This is a genomic window from Sorangium sp. So ce131, from assembly GCF_051519095.1.
In the GTDB taxonomy this organism is placed as follows: domain Bacteria; phylum Myxococcota_A; class Polyangia; order Polyangiales; family Polyangiaceae; genus Sorangium.
Map to the genome: position 1 here is coordinate 8,153,730 of NZ_CP150455.1, position 15,489 is coordinate 8,169,218.

The following is a 15,489-nucleotide window of genomic DNA, read 5'->3' on the forward strand; positions in this document are numbered from 1 at the left end:
TCGGGCTGACAACCAGCGGGCAGCCGCCGGTCAGGCGGCGCCGTCGCCCTTCGCGCTCCGGTGGGGCCGCGCGACCATTTTTCGAGCCCTCTTGGAAATCTGAAAGATATCCGAGAAGATTCCGAGCACGTCGCGGTGGATGCCGCCGCGCGGCACGGCTGCCGTACTCGCCTCACCGCCCGCGCGGAGCGCTTCTGTCCCGGCGCACGTCCGCCCCGTTGCCGTGCACGCCATGAAGGCTCACCGGGAAGATGCCTGAAAGGGGATAGATGAGAACGCTGCGAGCGCTGTGTCTGCTTTCGATCGTGGGCGCTGGGGTGGGGCTCGCCCCGGGCGCGGCGCACGCGCAGGAAGCGGCCGTCGAAGGGGAGTTCTCGGCGCAGCGGTTCGAGCCGGCGCCGGGCTCGAAGAACTACCTGAGCGTCGAGGGCGCCAGGATGGAGGGGGGCTTCGGGATCACGGCCGGCCTCGTGTTCGACTACGCCCGCGAGCCGTTCGTCGTGACGAGCTGCGTCTCGGCGACCGACTGCTCCGCGCCCGACGCGCAGGGCCAGCGGGACGTGCCGGTCGTCTCGGACATGCTGACGTGGAGCATGCTCGCGTCGATCTCGCCGACGCAGTGGCTCCAGGCCGGCCTGCGCTTCCCGGTCGCCTACGTGCGCGGCGAGGGCATCGGCGCCGCCACCGGCGCCGCGGCCGCAGAGGAGCTCCGGGCGTTCGGCGTCGGCGACCCGACGCTCGAGGCCAAGGTGCGGTTCCTCGGCGAGCCCAGCGACCCGCTCGTGCTCGGCGCCGCGGCCGACGTGAGCTTCCCGCTCGGGCACGCGACCAGCAAGGGGAGCTACCTCGGCAGCTCGTCGCCCGTGACCGCGGGGCTGCGCCTCATCGTCGACGGCAACGCGGGGCCGCTATCCTTCGCGCTCAACCTGCGCGGCAAGCTGCTGCCCGAGACGGCGCGCATCTCGACGACGGAGGTCGGCCCGGTCGAGTTCCGCTACGGCGGCGGGGTCGGCTATCAGATCACGCCGGCGCTCCGCGTGCTCGCCGAGGGGTACGGCGCGACCCAGTTCAGCGCGCAGGGCGGGACGAACTCGCTCGAGGTCGACGGGGCGATCCAGATCGCGCCGCGCGACCTCGGGCTCGCGTTCACGGTCGGCGGCGGCGCCGGCGTCGTCGAGGGGATCGGGGTGCCGACCGCCCGCGCCATCGCGGGGATCCTGTTCGTGCACGAGCCCGGAGACGAGGACGGCGACGGCGTGAGCAACGCGGTCGACCAGTGCCCGGCCCGGCCCGAGGACAAGGACGGGCTCGCCGACGAAGACGGCTGCCCGGACGACGACGCCGACAACGACGGCGTGCCGGACGAGGCCGATCGCTGCCCGGCCAAGGCGGAGGTCATCAACGGGCTGGACGACAAGGACGGCTGCCCCGACCAGGTGGCCGACCGCGACAAGGACCGCATCCCCGACGCCGAGGACAAGTGCCCGGATGAGGCGGGCAACGTGCGCCTGCCGGAGCACTACGGCTGCCCCGACAAGGACGAGGACGGCGTGCCCGATCGGGTCGACCAGTGCGCCGACGCGGTCGAGGACACCGACGGGTGGCAGGACACGGACGGCTGCCCGGATCCCGACAACGACGCCGACGGCATCCTCGACGGGCAGGACGAGTGCATCGACCAGCCCGAGGTCAAGAACGGCTTCAAGGACGAGGACGGCTGCGCCGACGAGCTGCCCGACACCGACGGCGACGGCATCCCGGACGACCGGGACAAGTGCCCGAAGCAGCCGGAAAACCTGAACGGTGTCGAGGACTTGGACGGCTGCCCGGACCGCGGCGCGAGCCTGGTGCAGGTCGGCGAGGAGGACATCAAGATCCTCCAGCGGATCGAGTTCGCGATCAACAGCGACAAGATCCAGGGGGCGCAGAGCTTCGCGGTGCTCGACGCGGTGGTCTCCGCGCTGAAGCTCCACCCGGACATCTTCAAGGTCGAGGTGGCGGGACACACGGACAACGCCGGGCCGGCCGACATGAACCGCGCGCTGTCGCAGAAGCGCGCCGAGGCGGTGGTCGCTTACCTCACGACGAAGGGCATCGACCCGAAGCAGCTCGTGGCCAAGGGCTACGGCCCGGACAGGCCGATCGACGACAACAAGAGCGCGAACGGGCGCCAGAAGAACCGGCGGGTCGAGTTCATCATCCTGCACTCGGTGAAGAAGCCACAGCCGGCGGCGGACGATCCGGCGACGGCCGCGCCTGCGACGGCCGCGCCTGCGACGGCCGCGCCTGCGACGGCCGCGCCTGCGACGGCCGCACCTGCGACGGCCGCGCCTGCGCCGGCCGCGCCTGCGCAGCCGACGAAGCCCTGAGCCGCCCGCCCCCTCGGTCCTTGGCCGCAGGGACGGCCGGCGCTCGCCGTCCTCTCCTCTGGATCTCTCGCCCGAGCTGAGCGAGGCTGCCGCCCGCACATCCCGCTCCGCCTCGGAGCCATGGAGAAAGCGCTCATGAAACGGACACTCATTGCACTCACCCTCGGCCTATCGTCGCTGCTGGCGGCGGGCTGCGGCCACTCCGAGCAGGAGTGGAAGGCGCAGCTCGCCAAGTACAACGACCTCCAGAACCGGAGCCAGAAGAGGGAAGCCGATCTCGAGAAGGAGCTCGCCGCGGCGAAGCAGCGCGTCGAGGAGCTCGAGAAGCAGCTCGCGGACCAGGGCGCCGACATCTCGAAGATGAGCTCGACGCTCGAGGACCGCGAGAAGGCGCTGGCGGAGTACAAGGCCCGCGCAAAGCAGCTCGAGGCGATCCAGGCGCGGTTCGACCTGCTCCGGAAGAAGCTCGAGGAGCTGGTCAAGCTCGGCCTGGAGGTCCAGGTCCGCAGGAACCGGATGGTCATCTCGCTGCCCGGAGACGTGCTGTTCGACTCGGGCAAGGACACCCTGCGCAAGGACGGCCAGGAGATCCTGAAGAAGATCGCGGACGTCATCCGCGGCGACAAGTCGCTGGCCAACCGCGACTACCAGGTCGCGGGGCACACCGACAGCCAGCCGTACAAGAACGGGCCGTTCCACGACAACTGGGGGCTGTCGCTGATGCGCGCCCGGGCGGTGCTGCTCTTCCTGATCGGGAAGGAGGGGCAGCTGCCGACGAGGCACTGGAGCGCGGCGGGGTTCGCGGACACGGATCCGATCGCCGCGAACACCACGCCGCAGGGGATGCAGAAGAACCGGCGGTGCGACCTGGTGGTGCTGCCGGACGTGGACGAAATGCTGGACCTCACGAAGCTCGCCAGCAAGTAACGGCGGGGCGGAGTTCCAAGCGGGACGCGCCGGCGGGGGGCTCTGCGCGGCGGGGGCGGGTGGGCGCTGGCCATCCGCCGAGGCGGGGGGCGAGGAGCTTGCGCTGAGAACACCGCCCGGCATGTCTCCCCTCGGGCCATGCCAGCTGGGACGTTATGGTGCGCGCCACACAAGGCGCGCCTGAGGCGCCGAGCCCTAGGAGGCCTTATGGCACCGGGGTCGGTGCTCGGCGCGCCCACCCGCCCCCGCCGCGCAGAGCCCCCCGCCGGCGCTTTCGTCTCGGAATACGCGGATGCTGTCGGCGTGACTGGGCCGCGCGGGGCGCGCAGCGTCGGCGGCCGAGCCACTGGCGGCCAGAACGAAGGTGCGAAGGCTGGCGGGATTACGCCGGATACCGCCGCTTTGTCATGGAATCGCCTGTTCACCATCGCGACGGAGCATGGCGAGGACCGCGGCCGGCGAGCCGACGCAACCGGGATCGCGACGCTGGCGACCAGCCGTTCGACGACCCCAGCCCCAAAGAGGAGCCCCTTCCCCCTTCAGCACGACGGTAGGCCCGAGGGGAGGGAGCTCGTCGCGCGGGGTGGGGGATGGGCCGATGTCTGAGTCGGCTCATGGCTCCTCCGGCTTGCCGGAGGGGCCATGAGCCGACGAGTTCGGCGGGGCCCCCACCCCGCGCGACGAGCTCCCTCCCCTCGGGCCGATCAGCCCAGCAGGGCCCTCTCCTCCCCTACTCCGTCACTCCGTCGCCGCCGCCTCCGCCGCCGCGCCCCCCGCCGCCGGCTCCACCTCGCACCGCACCACCTCGAACTCCCCGCTCCCGAGCTCCGCCCGCTCCACGAGCTCATGCCCCCCCGCCCGCACCGCCGCAAGCACGTCCCCCAGCGCCCCCCGCACCCGCGAAAGCGTCATCGCGTTCGCCCCCAGCGCCAGATCCGACACGACCCGCCCCACGCTCGCGCCCTTCTCGCCCTTCCGCTTGTTGACCGCCGACATCGCCGACGCCGCGAGGTCCAGCAGCCCAGGATCCAACGGCGCCGCCACCTCCGCGAAATCCGACGCCCCCGGCCACGGCGCCCGGTGGATCGACGGATGACCCGTCTCCTCCGCGTACACCCAGCGCCAGACCTCCTCGGTGATGTACGGCAGCATCGGCGCGAAGAGCCGGAGCAGCACGTTCAGACCGAGCCGCAGCGCCGCCACCGCCGAGCCGCGCGCCGCCTCGCCGGAGCCAGCCTCGCCCCGCGCCCGCGCCTTCACGAGCTCCAGGTAGGCGTCGGTGAACCAGCGCCAGAAGAAATCCTCCGTGCGCTCCAGCGCCGCCGCGAACTCCTGCTCCTCGAACGCGCGCGTCGCGTCCGCCACCACGGCCGACAGCTTGTGCACGAACGCGCGGTCGAGCTCCTCCGAGATCGGGTGCACCTCCGCAGACTGGCTCAGCACGTACTTGCCCGCATTCCAGATCTTCGTGACGAGGCGCTTCCCGATCTTCAGCACCTTCTCGTCAAAGGCCGTGTCCGTACCGAGCCGCGCGCTCGCGGACCAGTAGCGGACCGCGTCGGACGAGTACGTGTCCAGCAGATGCATGGGCGTGATCACGTTGCCCTTGCTCTTCGACATCTTCTTGCGATCGGGATCCAGGATCCACCCCGAGATCGCGATATGACGCCACGGGACCGCCCCCTCGTGCAGCATCGCCTTCGCGATCGTGTAGAACGCCCACGTCCGGATGATATCGTGGGACTGCGGCCGCAGATCGGCCGGGAACAGCCGCGCGTGGCGCTCCGGATCGAGCCCCCAGCGCGAGCTGATCTGGGGCGTGAGCGAGCTCGTGAACCACGTGTCGAAGACGTCCGACTCCGCCGTGAAGCCGCCCGGCCGGTCGCGCTGCGACGCCTCGTACCCGGGCGGCACGTCGACCGTCGGATCCACCGGGAGCATCGCCCGCGCCGCGAGCAGCGGCCGGGCGTGATCGGGGTTGCCGTCCGCGTCGAGCGGGTACCAGACCGGGAACTGCACGCCGAAATAACGCTGGCGGCTGATGCACCAGTCGCCCTGCAGCCCCTCGGTCCAGCTGCGGTACCGGTGGCGCATGAAATCGGGGTGCCACGTTATCCGCTCGCCGTACTCCAGGAGCTCGGCCTTCTTGTCGGCGAGCCGGACGAACCACTGCCGCGTCGGGATGAACTCCAGCGGCTGGTCGCCCTTCTCGAAGAACTTCACCGCGCGCTCGATCGGCCGCGGCTCGCCGCGCAGCGCCGGGCCCGCGCCGGCAGCCGCGGCGTCGCCGCGGCGGAGCAGCTCGACCATCGCCGCGCGCGCCTGCTTCACCGTCTTGCCCACGAGCGGCGCATAAGCCACGTTCGCCGCGGCCGGATCGCGGCTCTGCCACTCGCCCTCCCCGAACGTCACCGGGACGACACGGCCGTTCTTGCCGAGCATCTGCCGGAGCGGTAGCCCCTGCTCCCGCCACCAGATCACGTCCGTCGCGTCGCCGAACGTGCAGACCATCAGGATGCCCGTGCCCTTCTCGCGATCGACGAGCGCGCTCGGGAAGATGGGCACCGGCGCGCGGAAGACGGGCGTCAGCGCGACCTTGCCGAAGAGGTGCCGGTACCGCGGATCCTCGGGGTGCGCCGTCACGCCGACGCACGCGGCGAGCAGCTCCGGGCGCGTCGTGGCGATGACGAGCTCCTCGCCCGTCCCCTCCACCACGAACGCGATGTCGTGGAACGCGCCGGCCTGCGGGCGATCCTCGACCTCCGCCTGCGCGACCGCGGTCTGGAAATCCACGTCCCACATCGTGGGCGCGAAGACCGAGTAGAGGTGGCCCTTCTCGTGCAGATCCAGGAACGAGAGCTGCGCCGTCCGGCGACAGTGGTCATCGATCGTCGCATACTCGTGCTGCCAGTCCACCGAGAGGCCCACGCGGCGGAAGAGCGCCTTGAACACCTGCTCGTCCTCGCGCGTGACCCTGTGGCAGAGCTCGATGAAGTTCGGCCGCGACACGACGCGCGGCGGATCCTTCTTGATCACCTCCGGCGCCGCCGGGGGGAGCGTGAGGCCACGCTCGTACGGCGTGCGGACGTCGGTGCGGACGTGGAAGTAGTTCTGCACGCGCCGCTCCGTGGGCAGGCCGTTGTCGTCCCAGCCCATCGGGTAAAAGACGTTGAGCCCGCTCATCCGGCGCTGCCGGACGACGACGTCCGTGTGCGTGTAGCTGAAGACATGACCGATGTGCAGCGAGCCCGAGGCGGTCGGCGGCGGCGTGTCGACGACGAAGGTCTGCTCGCGGGGGCGCGCCGGGTCGTAGCGATACGTGCCGTCCGCCTCCCACGCGTCCGCCAGGCGCTGCTCGGCGGCGGCCGCGTCGAAGTGCTTCGGGAGCGTCGCGGGATCGATGGTGCGGAACGTCTTCTTGGTCGTCACGTGGTCACCTGCCGAGCAGCCCCCGCAGGAGATGCGGCGGGGACGGCATCCTACGTCGTCCCCCAGACGCCGCTCAAGCCGCGGCGCGCAGGGTCGCTGCGAAGCAGCACGTGACGGTCACAGAGGCTGGACGGTGGTGCTCCCGTCGTCGGTCCGGAAGACGAGCTTCCGGCCCTGGCCGCCGCCCGTGTCCTCCTGGACGATCCGGATCCCGGCGGCGCGCAGCAGCGCCACCCCGACGTCCACGTTCTGCTGCCCGAGCGGCGACGCCCGCTCCCGGAAGGCGGAGATCATGCACGCGCCGCCGACGATGCGGGCCTGGAACGAACGGCTCGAGGCGCCGAGCGCGGTGAGCCGCTCGAGGAGGAGGGCAAACGCGGAGTCCCCGAAACGTCCGGAGGCGAGCTCCGGATCGGGACAGCGGGGGAGCAGGTAGTGGCTGATGCCACCTACGCGGAGCGTCGGCTCCCAGAGGCAGATGGCGACGCTCGATCCGACGATCGTGGTGATGGTGGTCGGCTCGCTCGCGGCGAAGACGTTGCCCGCCGTGAGGTAATGAGACTGCGGGCCGCTCGGGATCACGCTGAGCCGCTGGCCGACGGCGGCTCGTCGCGGTGCCGGGGAATGCTTGAGCATCGTCAGGAGACTCCCAGCAAGCTCGGGCGCTTCCCTACGACGGCAGACGATCTCCCGAACGCGTCGATCGGGGCGATCCTTTTCACGATGAGGGCCGCGCCGGTGCCCGGAAGGGAGCAGCCCACCTCACGCGTCCGCGGGGGAAGAGGCCGCCGGCCAGCGAGGATCTTCTTCCGAGTCATCATCACCTCCCTGCGGACGCAGAAGGCGCTCGAGCCCTCGCACGCACCCGCCGCGTGGCCGCCCAGGCTTCACCCAGCGCCTGCGCGCCGCGCTTGTCCAGGGTGCGTGTAATGTAGGATCCGGAGACGATTCATCAAGCAGAAACCACATTGATAAAAAACCGCACAGTCGCCGGGTATTCTGCTCAGGATTCTCCTGTCCCCTCTTGCAATGAAATACCGGAAGGAGATGACCTTCGCGGGCTCGTCCGCCTGGCCAGAAGGGTTGCAGAAGGACTGGACGGCGTGAACGGAAGCGCCGTGGGGTGGTGGCGGCGACCGCAGCGAGGGCCGGGAGGTCGCGGGTCGAGGCGGGCTCTCGAGCCGGGGGAGCTCAGTCGTAACGCTCGACGTGGACGTGTTTGCGGGGGACGCCGAGCTCGCTCCGGGCGAGCTCGCGAACGGAAGACACCATGCGATCGAGACCGCAGATGAAGACGTGCGGGGCCGGGTCGCCGCTCGCCGCGGCGAGCTCCCGGTAGAGCGCGGGGACGTGGGCCTGCACGTACCCGCGGCGGCCGGGCCACGCGGGGGCGCCGCGCGAGAGCGTGATCGCGTAGCGGATCCGGTCCGAGCTCTGCGCGAGGGCCTCGAGCTCCTCGCGATAGATGATGTCCTCCTCAAAGCGGGCGCCGAACAGGATCCACAGGTGGGGGGCCGCGCCCGCGCGCAGCGACGCGCGCAGCATGCTCCGGAGCGGCGTGATCCCGGTGCCGGTGGCCACGAACAGCGACGGGGCAGGATCACCTGGGTCGCGGGTGAAGAGGCCGTGCGGGCCGATGGCGCGGAGGGTGGCGCCCGGCGCGATCTGGTGCAGGAGCTCCGAGCCGGCGCCGCCCTCGACGCGCGTGACGGCCAGGTCGAAGCGCGGCGAGCCGTCGGGCGCGGACGCGATCGAGTAGGCGCGCTTCACCTCGCCCGCCGGGAGCGGCAGGACCAGATTGACCCACTGGCCGGGCTGAAAGTGGAATGCCCTCGCGTCGGTGCGCTCGAACGAGAGCTCGCGCACGAAAGGGCTGAGCGGCCGCGCGGCGACCAGGCGGGCTTCGAACGGTTCGGCGTGGATCATGGCTCGACGATCCGGGCGGCCGCGGATCTGCGCGGCGACTCGGGGTCGCGACGTCCTTACCGCATCCGTCGCCGCCTCACCACGGTGGCGTGCAGGCGCGCGCAGGGGGAGCACGCGCGCCGGGAGCGCCGGAGCGCCGGGACGCGCCGGAAGCGCGCGGGGACGCGGGTAGCGGACAGCAGGTGTCCCCGCGCGCGGGAGCCCGGATCAGACCTACGCGGCGCCCATGCGGCGGCGCTGCGGGATCATCGGCGTCGGCCGGGAGCGGTCCATGCTGGGAGGCCGGCGCGGCGGGTACGGATCCCGGCGCGCGGGCTTCTGCGCAGGGGCCGGCCCCCGCGGCGGCGGCCGGCGCAGGGGAGACCTGGCCGCGCCGAGCTCGAGGGGGGAAACCGGGAGATGCGCGTGTCGTCGAGAAGAAGCATCCATAAGACCTCCGATCGCAGCAGGAAGACCAGCGAGGTTGAACGACACAATCGAAGAGCCGGCTCTCATACACCCTCCATTCATCACAAGACGTCGGACAGAAGACAGACCGATGCCGCGAGGAGCGCTGGCGCTGAATGCCATCCTCCCCCACCGCGCTCCGCCGGCGCGTGCTCGAAGCACCTTCACGCCTGGCCCGTGAGCGGACGGTCCGCCTCGCCACACGCTCCCTGACGAAGCACACCAGCGCTCCGCGGCCAGGAGAAGGCGAGTCGGGCCCGGCGCGCCACGAACCTTCCGGCCCGGTGCTTCGCGCGAGCGGCGAGCGAGCGAGAGGCAGCACCCAGCAGGTCAACGACCTCCAGGGCCTCGGATCGTTCGCTGTTCAGCCCCGCTCCGTCCTCGGGAGCCCACGACGCGAGCTCACGCGGAGAACCGCGGGCGCTGTCGGGGCTGCTCACGCGCGAATACGCAGAGGCGTCGCACCCACCTTGGGTGGCTCGACGTTCAGCCCTGACGGCCGCGTGGCGGAGCGGTTGGCTTCAGGATCAGACGCGCATAGTTGACGCGGGCGACGCGTCGAGAGGAACGGTAGCACCCGGTGCGGAGCATGCCAATGAATTTGTGAGCTCGGCGAGGGACGCAGCGCGGCCAGAGGCGACGCGTGCTCGGGGTCGATGCCGCACGCCGCGTGCCGCGTGCCACGTGCCACGTGCCAGCGTGCCACCCCGCGACGAGGCGCCGCCCGGGCCCACGTTCCCCCGTGTTCCTGGGAGAGCTCCGGGGACAACGAGCGCAAGAACAGGCAGCTTTCTCCCGTGCGCGGCCGTCCGCGACAGCGCGGCCCGGCGGTTGCTTTTCGGAGACACGAACGGTCCTCGCGCCAGCGCCGGCCACGCTCCGGAGGAGCACGGCGCTCCGTCGCGCGGAGCCCCTCGATCCCTCCACTGCGCTCTCCCGCGCGAAAGGGCGATTCCCTCCATGACCTCGACCGCCCCCTCGCAAAACAACCACGTCTACGACCTCCGAGAACCCTCTCTCTTCCTCGATCCACACCCGCTGCTCCACCGGATGCGCGAGGAAGCCCCGGTCTACTTCAGCCCGCACCTCGACTCGTGGGTCCTCACCAGCTACCAGGACGTCTGCGCGGCGCTCCGCGATCCCCGGCTCTCCGTCGTGGAGGAGCTCAAGCGCATGGAGGCGCTGCCCGCGTCGGACCAGCTCGCGCTGGGGGCCCTCCGGCGCACCTTCCTCGCCTGGGGTGACCGCGGCAATCCGGAGAGGCACGCGCTCTTCCTCAAGCTCCTCAAGCGCCACTTCACGCCGCAGCACGTCGAGGCGCAGCGCCCGCGGATCCAGGCCATCCTCGACCGCCTGCTCGCGGCGGCGTCGCAGCGGGGGGAGATGGATCTCGTCAACGACATCGCACACCCGCTGGCGATGACCGTCGTGGCCGGGGTGACCGGGGTTCCGGAGGAGGAGGTCGATCTCTACCTGCGCTGCTCGAACTACATCTCTCAGCTGCTCGAGATGGGAGATCGCGAACAGCTCTTCCTCTGCCAGCGCGGGATGGTCGAGCTGTCCGACTTCCTTCGGCCCATCGTCGAGCGGCGGAGGCGCGAGCGCGGCGCCGACCTGCTCGGCGCCTTCATGGAGGCGGACCCCGACGGGGTCCACTTCAGCGACGATCACATCGTCGCGCAATGCATCATGTTCCTCGTGGTCGGATACCACACGACCGCGAACCAGCTCTGCAATGGAGTGCAGATCCTGTTCGACCACCCCGAGGCGCGCGCCAGGCTGACGGCCGATCCCGCGCTGCTCCCGAACGCCTTCGACGAGATGATGCGGTACCACGGCGCGGTCGCCTCGGTGCGCCGGATGGCGACCGTCGACCTCGCGATCCGCGGCCGGCACATCCGCGCCGGGGAGACGATCGTGCTCGCGCTCTGCGCGGCGAACCGCGATCCCAAGGCGTTCCCGGCCCCCGACCGGCTCGACATCACGCGCGAGGAGGCGAGCCGCCAGGTTGGATTCACCATCGGCCCGTACTCCTGCATGGGGCAGGCGCTGGCGCGCCTCGAGGCGCAGGTCTTCTTCCGCACCCTGCTCGGCCGGTTCCCTCGCCTCCGGCCCCGGGACGCCGCCCCGGACTGGATGGTGTTCCGCCCGCTCGGCCGGGAGCTCCGGACGCTGCAGGTGCTGTTCGATTGACGAGGACGGGCGACGGAGCGCCGGCCAGCCGCGGAGAAGGCACATGAAGCACGTCATCGAGCTCATCGAGCAGAAGAAGCGAGAGATCGCCGCCCACCCGTTCTACCGGTGGATGGCGAACGGGCCGACGTCCCTCGAGACCCGGTTCGATTTCGCGCCCATCCTCGTGAACTTCATCATGTCCTTCAGCGACATGAACAAGTGGTTCATGAGGTACCCCGCGCCCGCGGGCGACCTCGAGCGCACCATCAACCGGCACACGCGCGAGGACGAGACCCACTCCAGGCTCTTCCTCGAGGACTGGCGGAAGCTCGGGCTCGATCGGCGCCTCGGCTGGAGCGCGAGCGACATGATCGGGTGGTACTACGCGGGCGCCGAGACCGACGTCTTCCGGGAGTACGGCATGGAGATCATGCAGATGTGCACCCTGAACCAGGATCCGCTGGTCCGCTTCGCCGTGATGCAGTCGATCGAGGCCTGGGGGCACGTCTTCTTCACGGCCTCGGCCGGCGTCGCGGACGCGCTCTCGCAGCGCTCCGGCGTGGAATACCGCTACTTCGGGCCGTACCACCTGAGGCGGGAGGTGGGGCACCTGCTCTTCGACGGCCAGCTCTTCGCGCAGGCGGAGCTCGACGAAGGCCGGCGGGCGCAGGCCTGCGCGCTGGTGCGCCGGCTCTTCGACATGATCCTCGTGAAGAGCGACCGGCTCCTCCGCTACGCGGAGCGGGTCGCCCGCGACGACGAGCCGCCGTCCACGATCCGGAGCCCGACCGCCGCGCCCCACGGCCCGCGACCGGACCCCGGGACAACGGCAGGGAGCCCTGTCCGCCGGCGGAGCGAGCGCGTCGCGCCGGAGCAGGAACGGGTGCAGCAGGTCCTCGAGCAGCGGAAGCGGGCGGCGGCCGAGCACCCGCTGTTCGCCTGGATGCGGGCGCGGGACGGGCAGGATCCCGAGGAGAAGCTCCGGCGCATCGCGCTGTTCTGGACGCCGGACTGCATGGGATACCGCGACCTCAACGTGCACGCCCTCGCCTACCGGCGGCCGGCGGACCGGTTCGAGCGGGCCATCAACCGCTGGGCCCTCGACCTGCAATCGCACCACGAGCTCTACCTGCGCGACTGGATCGCGCTCGACATGGATCGGCGCCTCGGCTGGAGCGCGAGCGACACGCTCGAGTTCTACTGCGCGAGCAAGCACTCGGAGGCGCAGCGGCGGAGCATGTCTTCCTTCGTCAAGCTCGCGTTCGCCTACCCCGAGCCCGTGCTGCGGTTCTGGCTCATGGAGGCGCTGGAGGCGAGCGGGGAGGCGTTCTTCGAGAACACCCGCGCGCTCGCGCGCCGGGTCGAGGCAGAGCGGCCGCTGCGGCTCGATTACCTCGCCGACCGCCACGCGCTGTCGCACCCCGCGCTCGATCCGGACGACGAGGCCGACGCCGTCGCCTTCAAGGCCGAGGCGCTCGGCGACAGCGGCCAGGAGATCGCGGTGGGCATGATCAACACCGTCTTCGATTGCCTCGAGCTCCAGTTCTCGCTCTCGCTCGAGCTCTCGAAGAGCAAAGCGGCGCTGACCGCCTGAGCGCGCGGCGCGGTGAACGGCCGGCGACCCCGATCGACCGAGCCATCGCCGCCCATCGCGCTCCTCGACGCAACTCGATTGGATGGGGAGGCCTTCCCGAGGGCGCATCCCCGGAGGACACACGCCATGTTTCTGCGCAGAGCTTTGCTCGTCCCCACCCTCCTCCGCAGCGCGCTGCGGGCGCCCCGAGACCGGCGCGACGCCTGGGAACGCTACTGGCGGGACATCCGGCGCACCGGCCCCGGCGGCGAGGTGCTCTGGGACGGGGGCGCCCGGGAGGAGCTCGACTGGGCGATCGACCTGGCCCGCCGCACCATGGATACCACCCGCCCCGTGGTCGACGTCGGCTGCGGCAACGGGCGTTATACGCGCGCGCTCTCGCCCTGGTTTCCCGCCGCGATCGGAATCGACATCTCGGTGCAGGCCGTGGCGCGCGCCGAGCGGGAGACCCTCGCAGAGGCGCCGGGCGCCGCGGATCCCGCCGGCGCGGCGAGGGGCAGCGCCGGGGCGACCTCGCGCCGGCCGCGCCCCGTGTTCCGGGCGCTGGACATGACCGAGCCGGGCGCCGGGAAGCGCCTGCGCGCCGAGGTCGGCGCCGCCAACGTGTTCGTCCGCGGGCTCTTCCACACCCTCGACGTTGCGCACCGCGACCGCCTCGTCGCGAGCTGCCGCGCGCTCGTGGGCCAGCACGGCACCCTGCTCCTCGTCGAGACCGACTATCCGGGGAGCGCGCTCTCGTACCTCGATTTCCTCGGCGCCCGGGGCGGCGACTTTCCGGAGCCGATCCTGCGGTGCCTCGAGGCGGGGCTCCCGGCGCCGGCGCGCTTCGGCGCGAAGGAGGTCGCGCGCCACTTCCCCGAGGCGGCGTGGGAGCGCGTCGAGGCCGGGAGCGCGGAGCTGCACCCGGCGGCGCTGCGGCCGGGCCAGCGGCAGCAGCCGATCCCGGCGTTCTTCGCCGCGTTGCGCGCGAAGACGGACAGGCTGTCGTCATGAGCGGCCCGGCGACGGCGCAGGGCGCGGCGCCCGGCGCGCCCGCGGCCCCCCGCGGCCTGCGCGCGAGCCTGCGGAACGCGGACGCGTTCAAGGCGAACCCGCTCGCGTTTTACATGCGGCTGACCAGGGACGACGAGCGCGGGTACCGCCGGGTCGCGCCGTTCGATCTCTTCGGCCCCAACGTCCTCGTCAACGACCCCGACGAGGCGTGGCGCATCCTCACGAGCGCCGTCGACCGGGGGGGCTACACGAAGGACGGGCTGCGCTTCTTCGAGGTGATGCGCCGCCTGCTCGGGCAAGGGCTGTTCACCGCCGAGGGCGACGGCCACCTCCAGCGGCGCCGGCTGATGCAGCCGTCGTTTCAGCCGAGGAAGATCGAGGACATGGCGGACGGCATCACGCGCGCGGCGGCCGAGGTCGGGGCCCGGTGGTCGACCCAGGTCGGCGCGGTGCTGGACGTCGAGGGCGAGATGCGGCGCCTCGCGCTCGATCTGCTCGCCGAGGCGCTGATCGGCGCCGATCTGCGCGACGACGTCCACGAGCTCGGCGCGCTCGACGAGGAGATGGAAGCGCGGCTGCTCGACACGATGGGCGCGCCGCTCCTGGTCCCGGCCTGGATCCCCACGCCCGGCAACCGGCGCTTCGCCAGGGCGGCCTCGCGGATGCGCGCCGTCGTGGCGCGCCTCATCGCGCGGCGGCGGGCGAGCCTCGCGGCGGCGCGCGCGCCCGACGTGCTGCTCACGCGCCTGCTCGCGGACGAGCTGAGGACCGGCGCCCTGGGAGAGCGGCAGTTCGAGGACGAGATCGCCACGCTCCTCGTGGGCGGCTACAAGACCACGGCGCTCGCGCTGACCTGGACATGGTATCTGCTCGCGACGCACCCCGACGTCGCGCGGCGGCTCCACGCCGAGGTGTCCGCGCAGGTCGGGGCGCGGCTCCCCACGCCCGAAGGCGCGCGCAACCTCCGCTATACCCGGAGGGTCGTCCTCGAGTCGATGCGCCTCTATCCGCCGGTATGGGTCATGAGCCGCGTGGCCGCCCGCGCGGACGAGGTGGCCGGCGTCGCCGTCCCGCGCGGCGCGGTCGTCGCGATCAGCCCGTACACGCTGCACCGCCACCCCGCGCACTGGTCGCGGCCGGACGGCTTCTACCCCGAGCACTTCGCGGAGGGCGTCGCCCGGCCCGCGCACGTGTACCTGCCGTTCGGCGCCGGCCGGCACAAGTGCATCGGCAACCACTACGCCATGGCCGCGGCGACGCTCACCCTCGCGACGCTGGCCGGGCGGTACACGTTCGAGCCGCCCGCGCACCCAGTCGTCGCGAACACGCGGGCGTTCACCACGCCCGACCCCGGCCTGCGGATGCGCCTCGCCGCGGCGCCGGGGCGCGTCCTCGAGGGGCGAGACGCGGCCTGAGGAAGCCGCCACCGGCGCCGCTCGCGCAGGCGCGCCGCCGCGCGTGGTCCCGCCGCGGCCGCAATCGCTTGTAATCGCCTGTAATCGCGAGCTCGTTGCGTGCTGGACGGGACGCCGTATCTTGGGAGGATGAACCGAGTCCGGCCGAGGAGTCGGCCGGCGCGAGTTGTCTCCTCGGCGGATCGGGACCAGGTGAGCGCGTCCCGTATCGCCT

General features: G+C 71.7%; 9 protein-coding genes. 6 read left to right on the forward strand and 3 right to left on the reverse strand.

The window, feature by feature from the left end; all coding sequences use genetic code 11:
- The first annotated feature begins 269 nt into the window (after positions 1 to 269).
- Positions 270 to 2,369, forward strand: coding sequence for an OmpA family protein (locus WMF43_RS29660; RefSeq protein WP_437669719.1), 2,100 nt, complete (start codon positions 270 to 272; stop codon positions 2,367 to 2,369).
- A 135-nt stretch (positions 2,370 to 2,504) separates the two neighbouring features.
- Positions 2,505 to 3,296, forward strand: a complete 792-nt coding sequence (locus WMF43_RS29665; RefSeq protein WP_437669721.1) for an OmpA family protein — start codon at positions 2,505 to 2,507, stop codon at positions 3,294 to 3,296.
- A 738-nt stretch (positions 3,297 to 4,034) separates the two neighbouring features.
- Here WMF43_RS29665 and valS read toward each other — a convergent pair.
- The 3 genes from valS to WMF43_RS29680 form a co-directional block, all read right to left on the reverse strand.
- Entirely contained in the window at positions 4,035 to 6,725 is a 2,691-nt protein-coding gene (valS, locus tag WMF43_RS29670) for a valine--tRNA ligase (protein WP_437669723.1), read from the reverse strand.
- Between the two features lie 117 nt (positions 6,726 to 6,842).
- Complete coding sequence (locus WMF43_RS29675; RefSeq protein ID WP_437669725.1) at positions 6,843 to 7,361, reverse strand: chemotaxis protein CheD; 519 nt, start codon at positions 7,359 to 7,361, stop codon at positions 6,843 to 6,845.
- 555 nt (positions 7,362 to 7,916) lie between these two features.
- Entirely contained in the window at positions 7,917 to 8,651 is a 735-nt protein-coding gene (locus WMF43_RS29680) for a ferredoxin--NADP reductase (RefSeq protein WP_437669727.1), read from the reverse strand.
- 1,407 nt (positions 8,652 to 10,058) lie between these two features.
- Here WMF43_RS29680 and WMF43_RS29685 point away from each other — a divergent pair.
- The 4 genes from WMF43_RS29685 (at position 10,059) to WMF43_RS29700 (ending at position 15,275) form a co-directional block, all read left to right on the forward strand.
- The gene (locus WMF43_RS29685; RefSeq protein WP_437669729.1) at positions 10,059 to 11,291 is read left to right on the forward strand and encodes a cytochrome P450; all 1,233 of its coding nucleotides are present in this window, start codon (positions 10,059 to 10,061) and stop codon (positions 11,289 to 11,291) included.
- Between the two features lie 43 nt (positions 11,292 to 11,334).
- Complete coding sequence (locus WMF43_RS29690) at positions 11,335 to 12,867, forward strand: hypothetical protein (RefSeq protein ID WP_437669730.1); 1,533 nt, start codon at positions 11,335 to 11,337, stop codon at positions 12,865 to 12,867.
- Positions 12,868 to 12,993: 126 nt separating this feature from the next.
- Positions 12,994 to 13,860: a methyltransferase domain-containing protein gene (locus tag WMF43_RS29695; protein WP_437669732.1), complete on the forward strand. Its 867-nt coding sequence runs from the start codon at positions 12,994 to 12,996 to the stop codon at positions 13,858 to 13,860.
- Entirely contained in the window at positions 13,857 to 15,275 is a 1,419-nt protein-coding gene (locus WMF43_RS29700; RefSeq protein WP_437669734.1) for a cytochrome P450, read from the forward strand. Before WMF43_RS29695 ends, WMF43_RS29700 begins: the two co-directional genes overlap by 4 nt.
- The last annotated feature ends 214 nt before the right edge of the window (positions 15,276 to 15,489 follow it).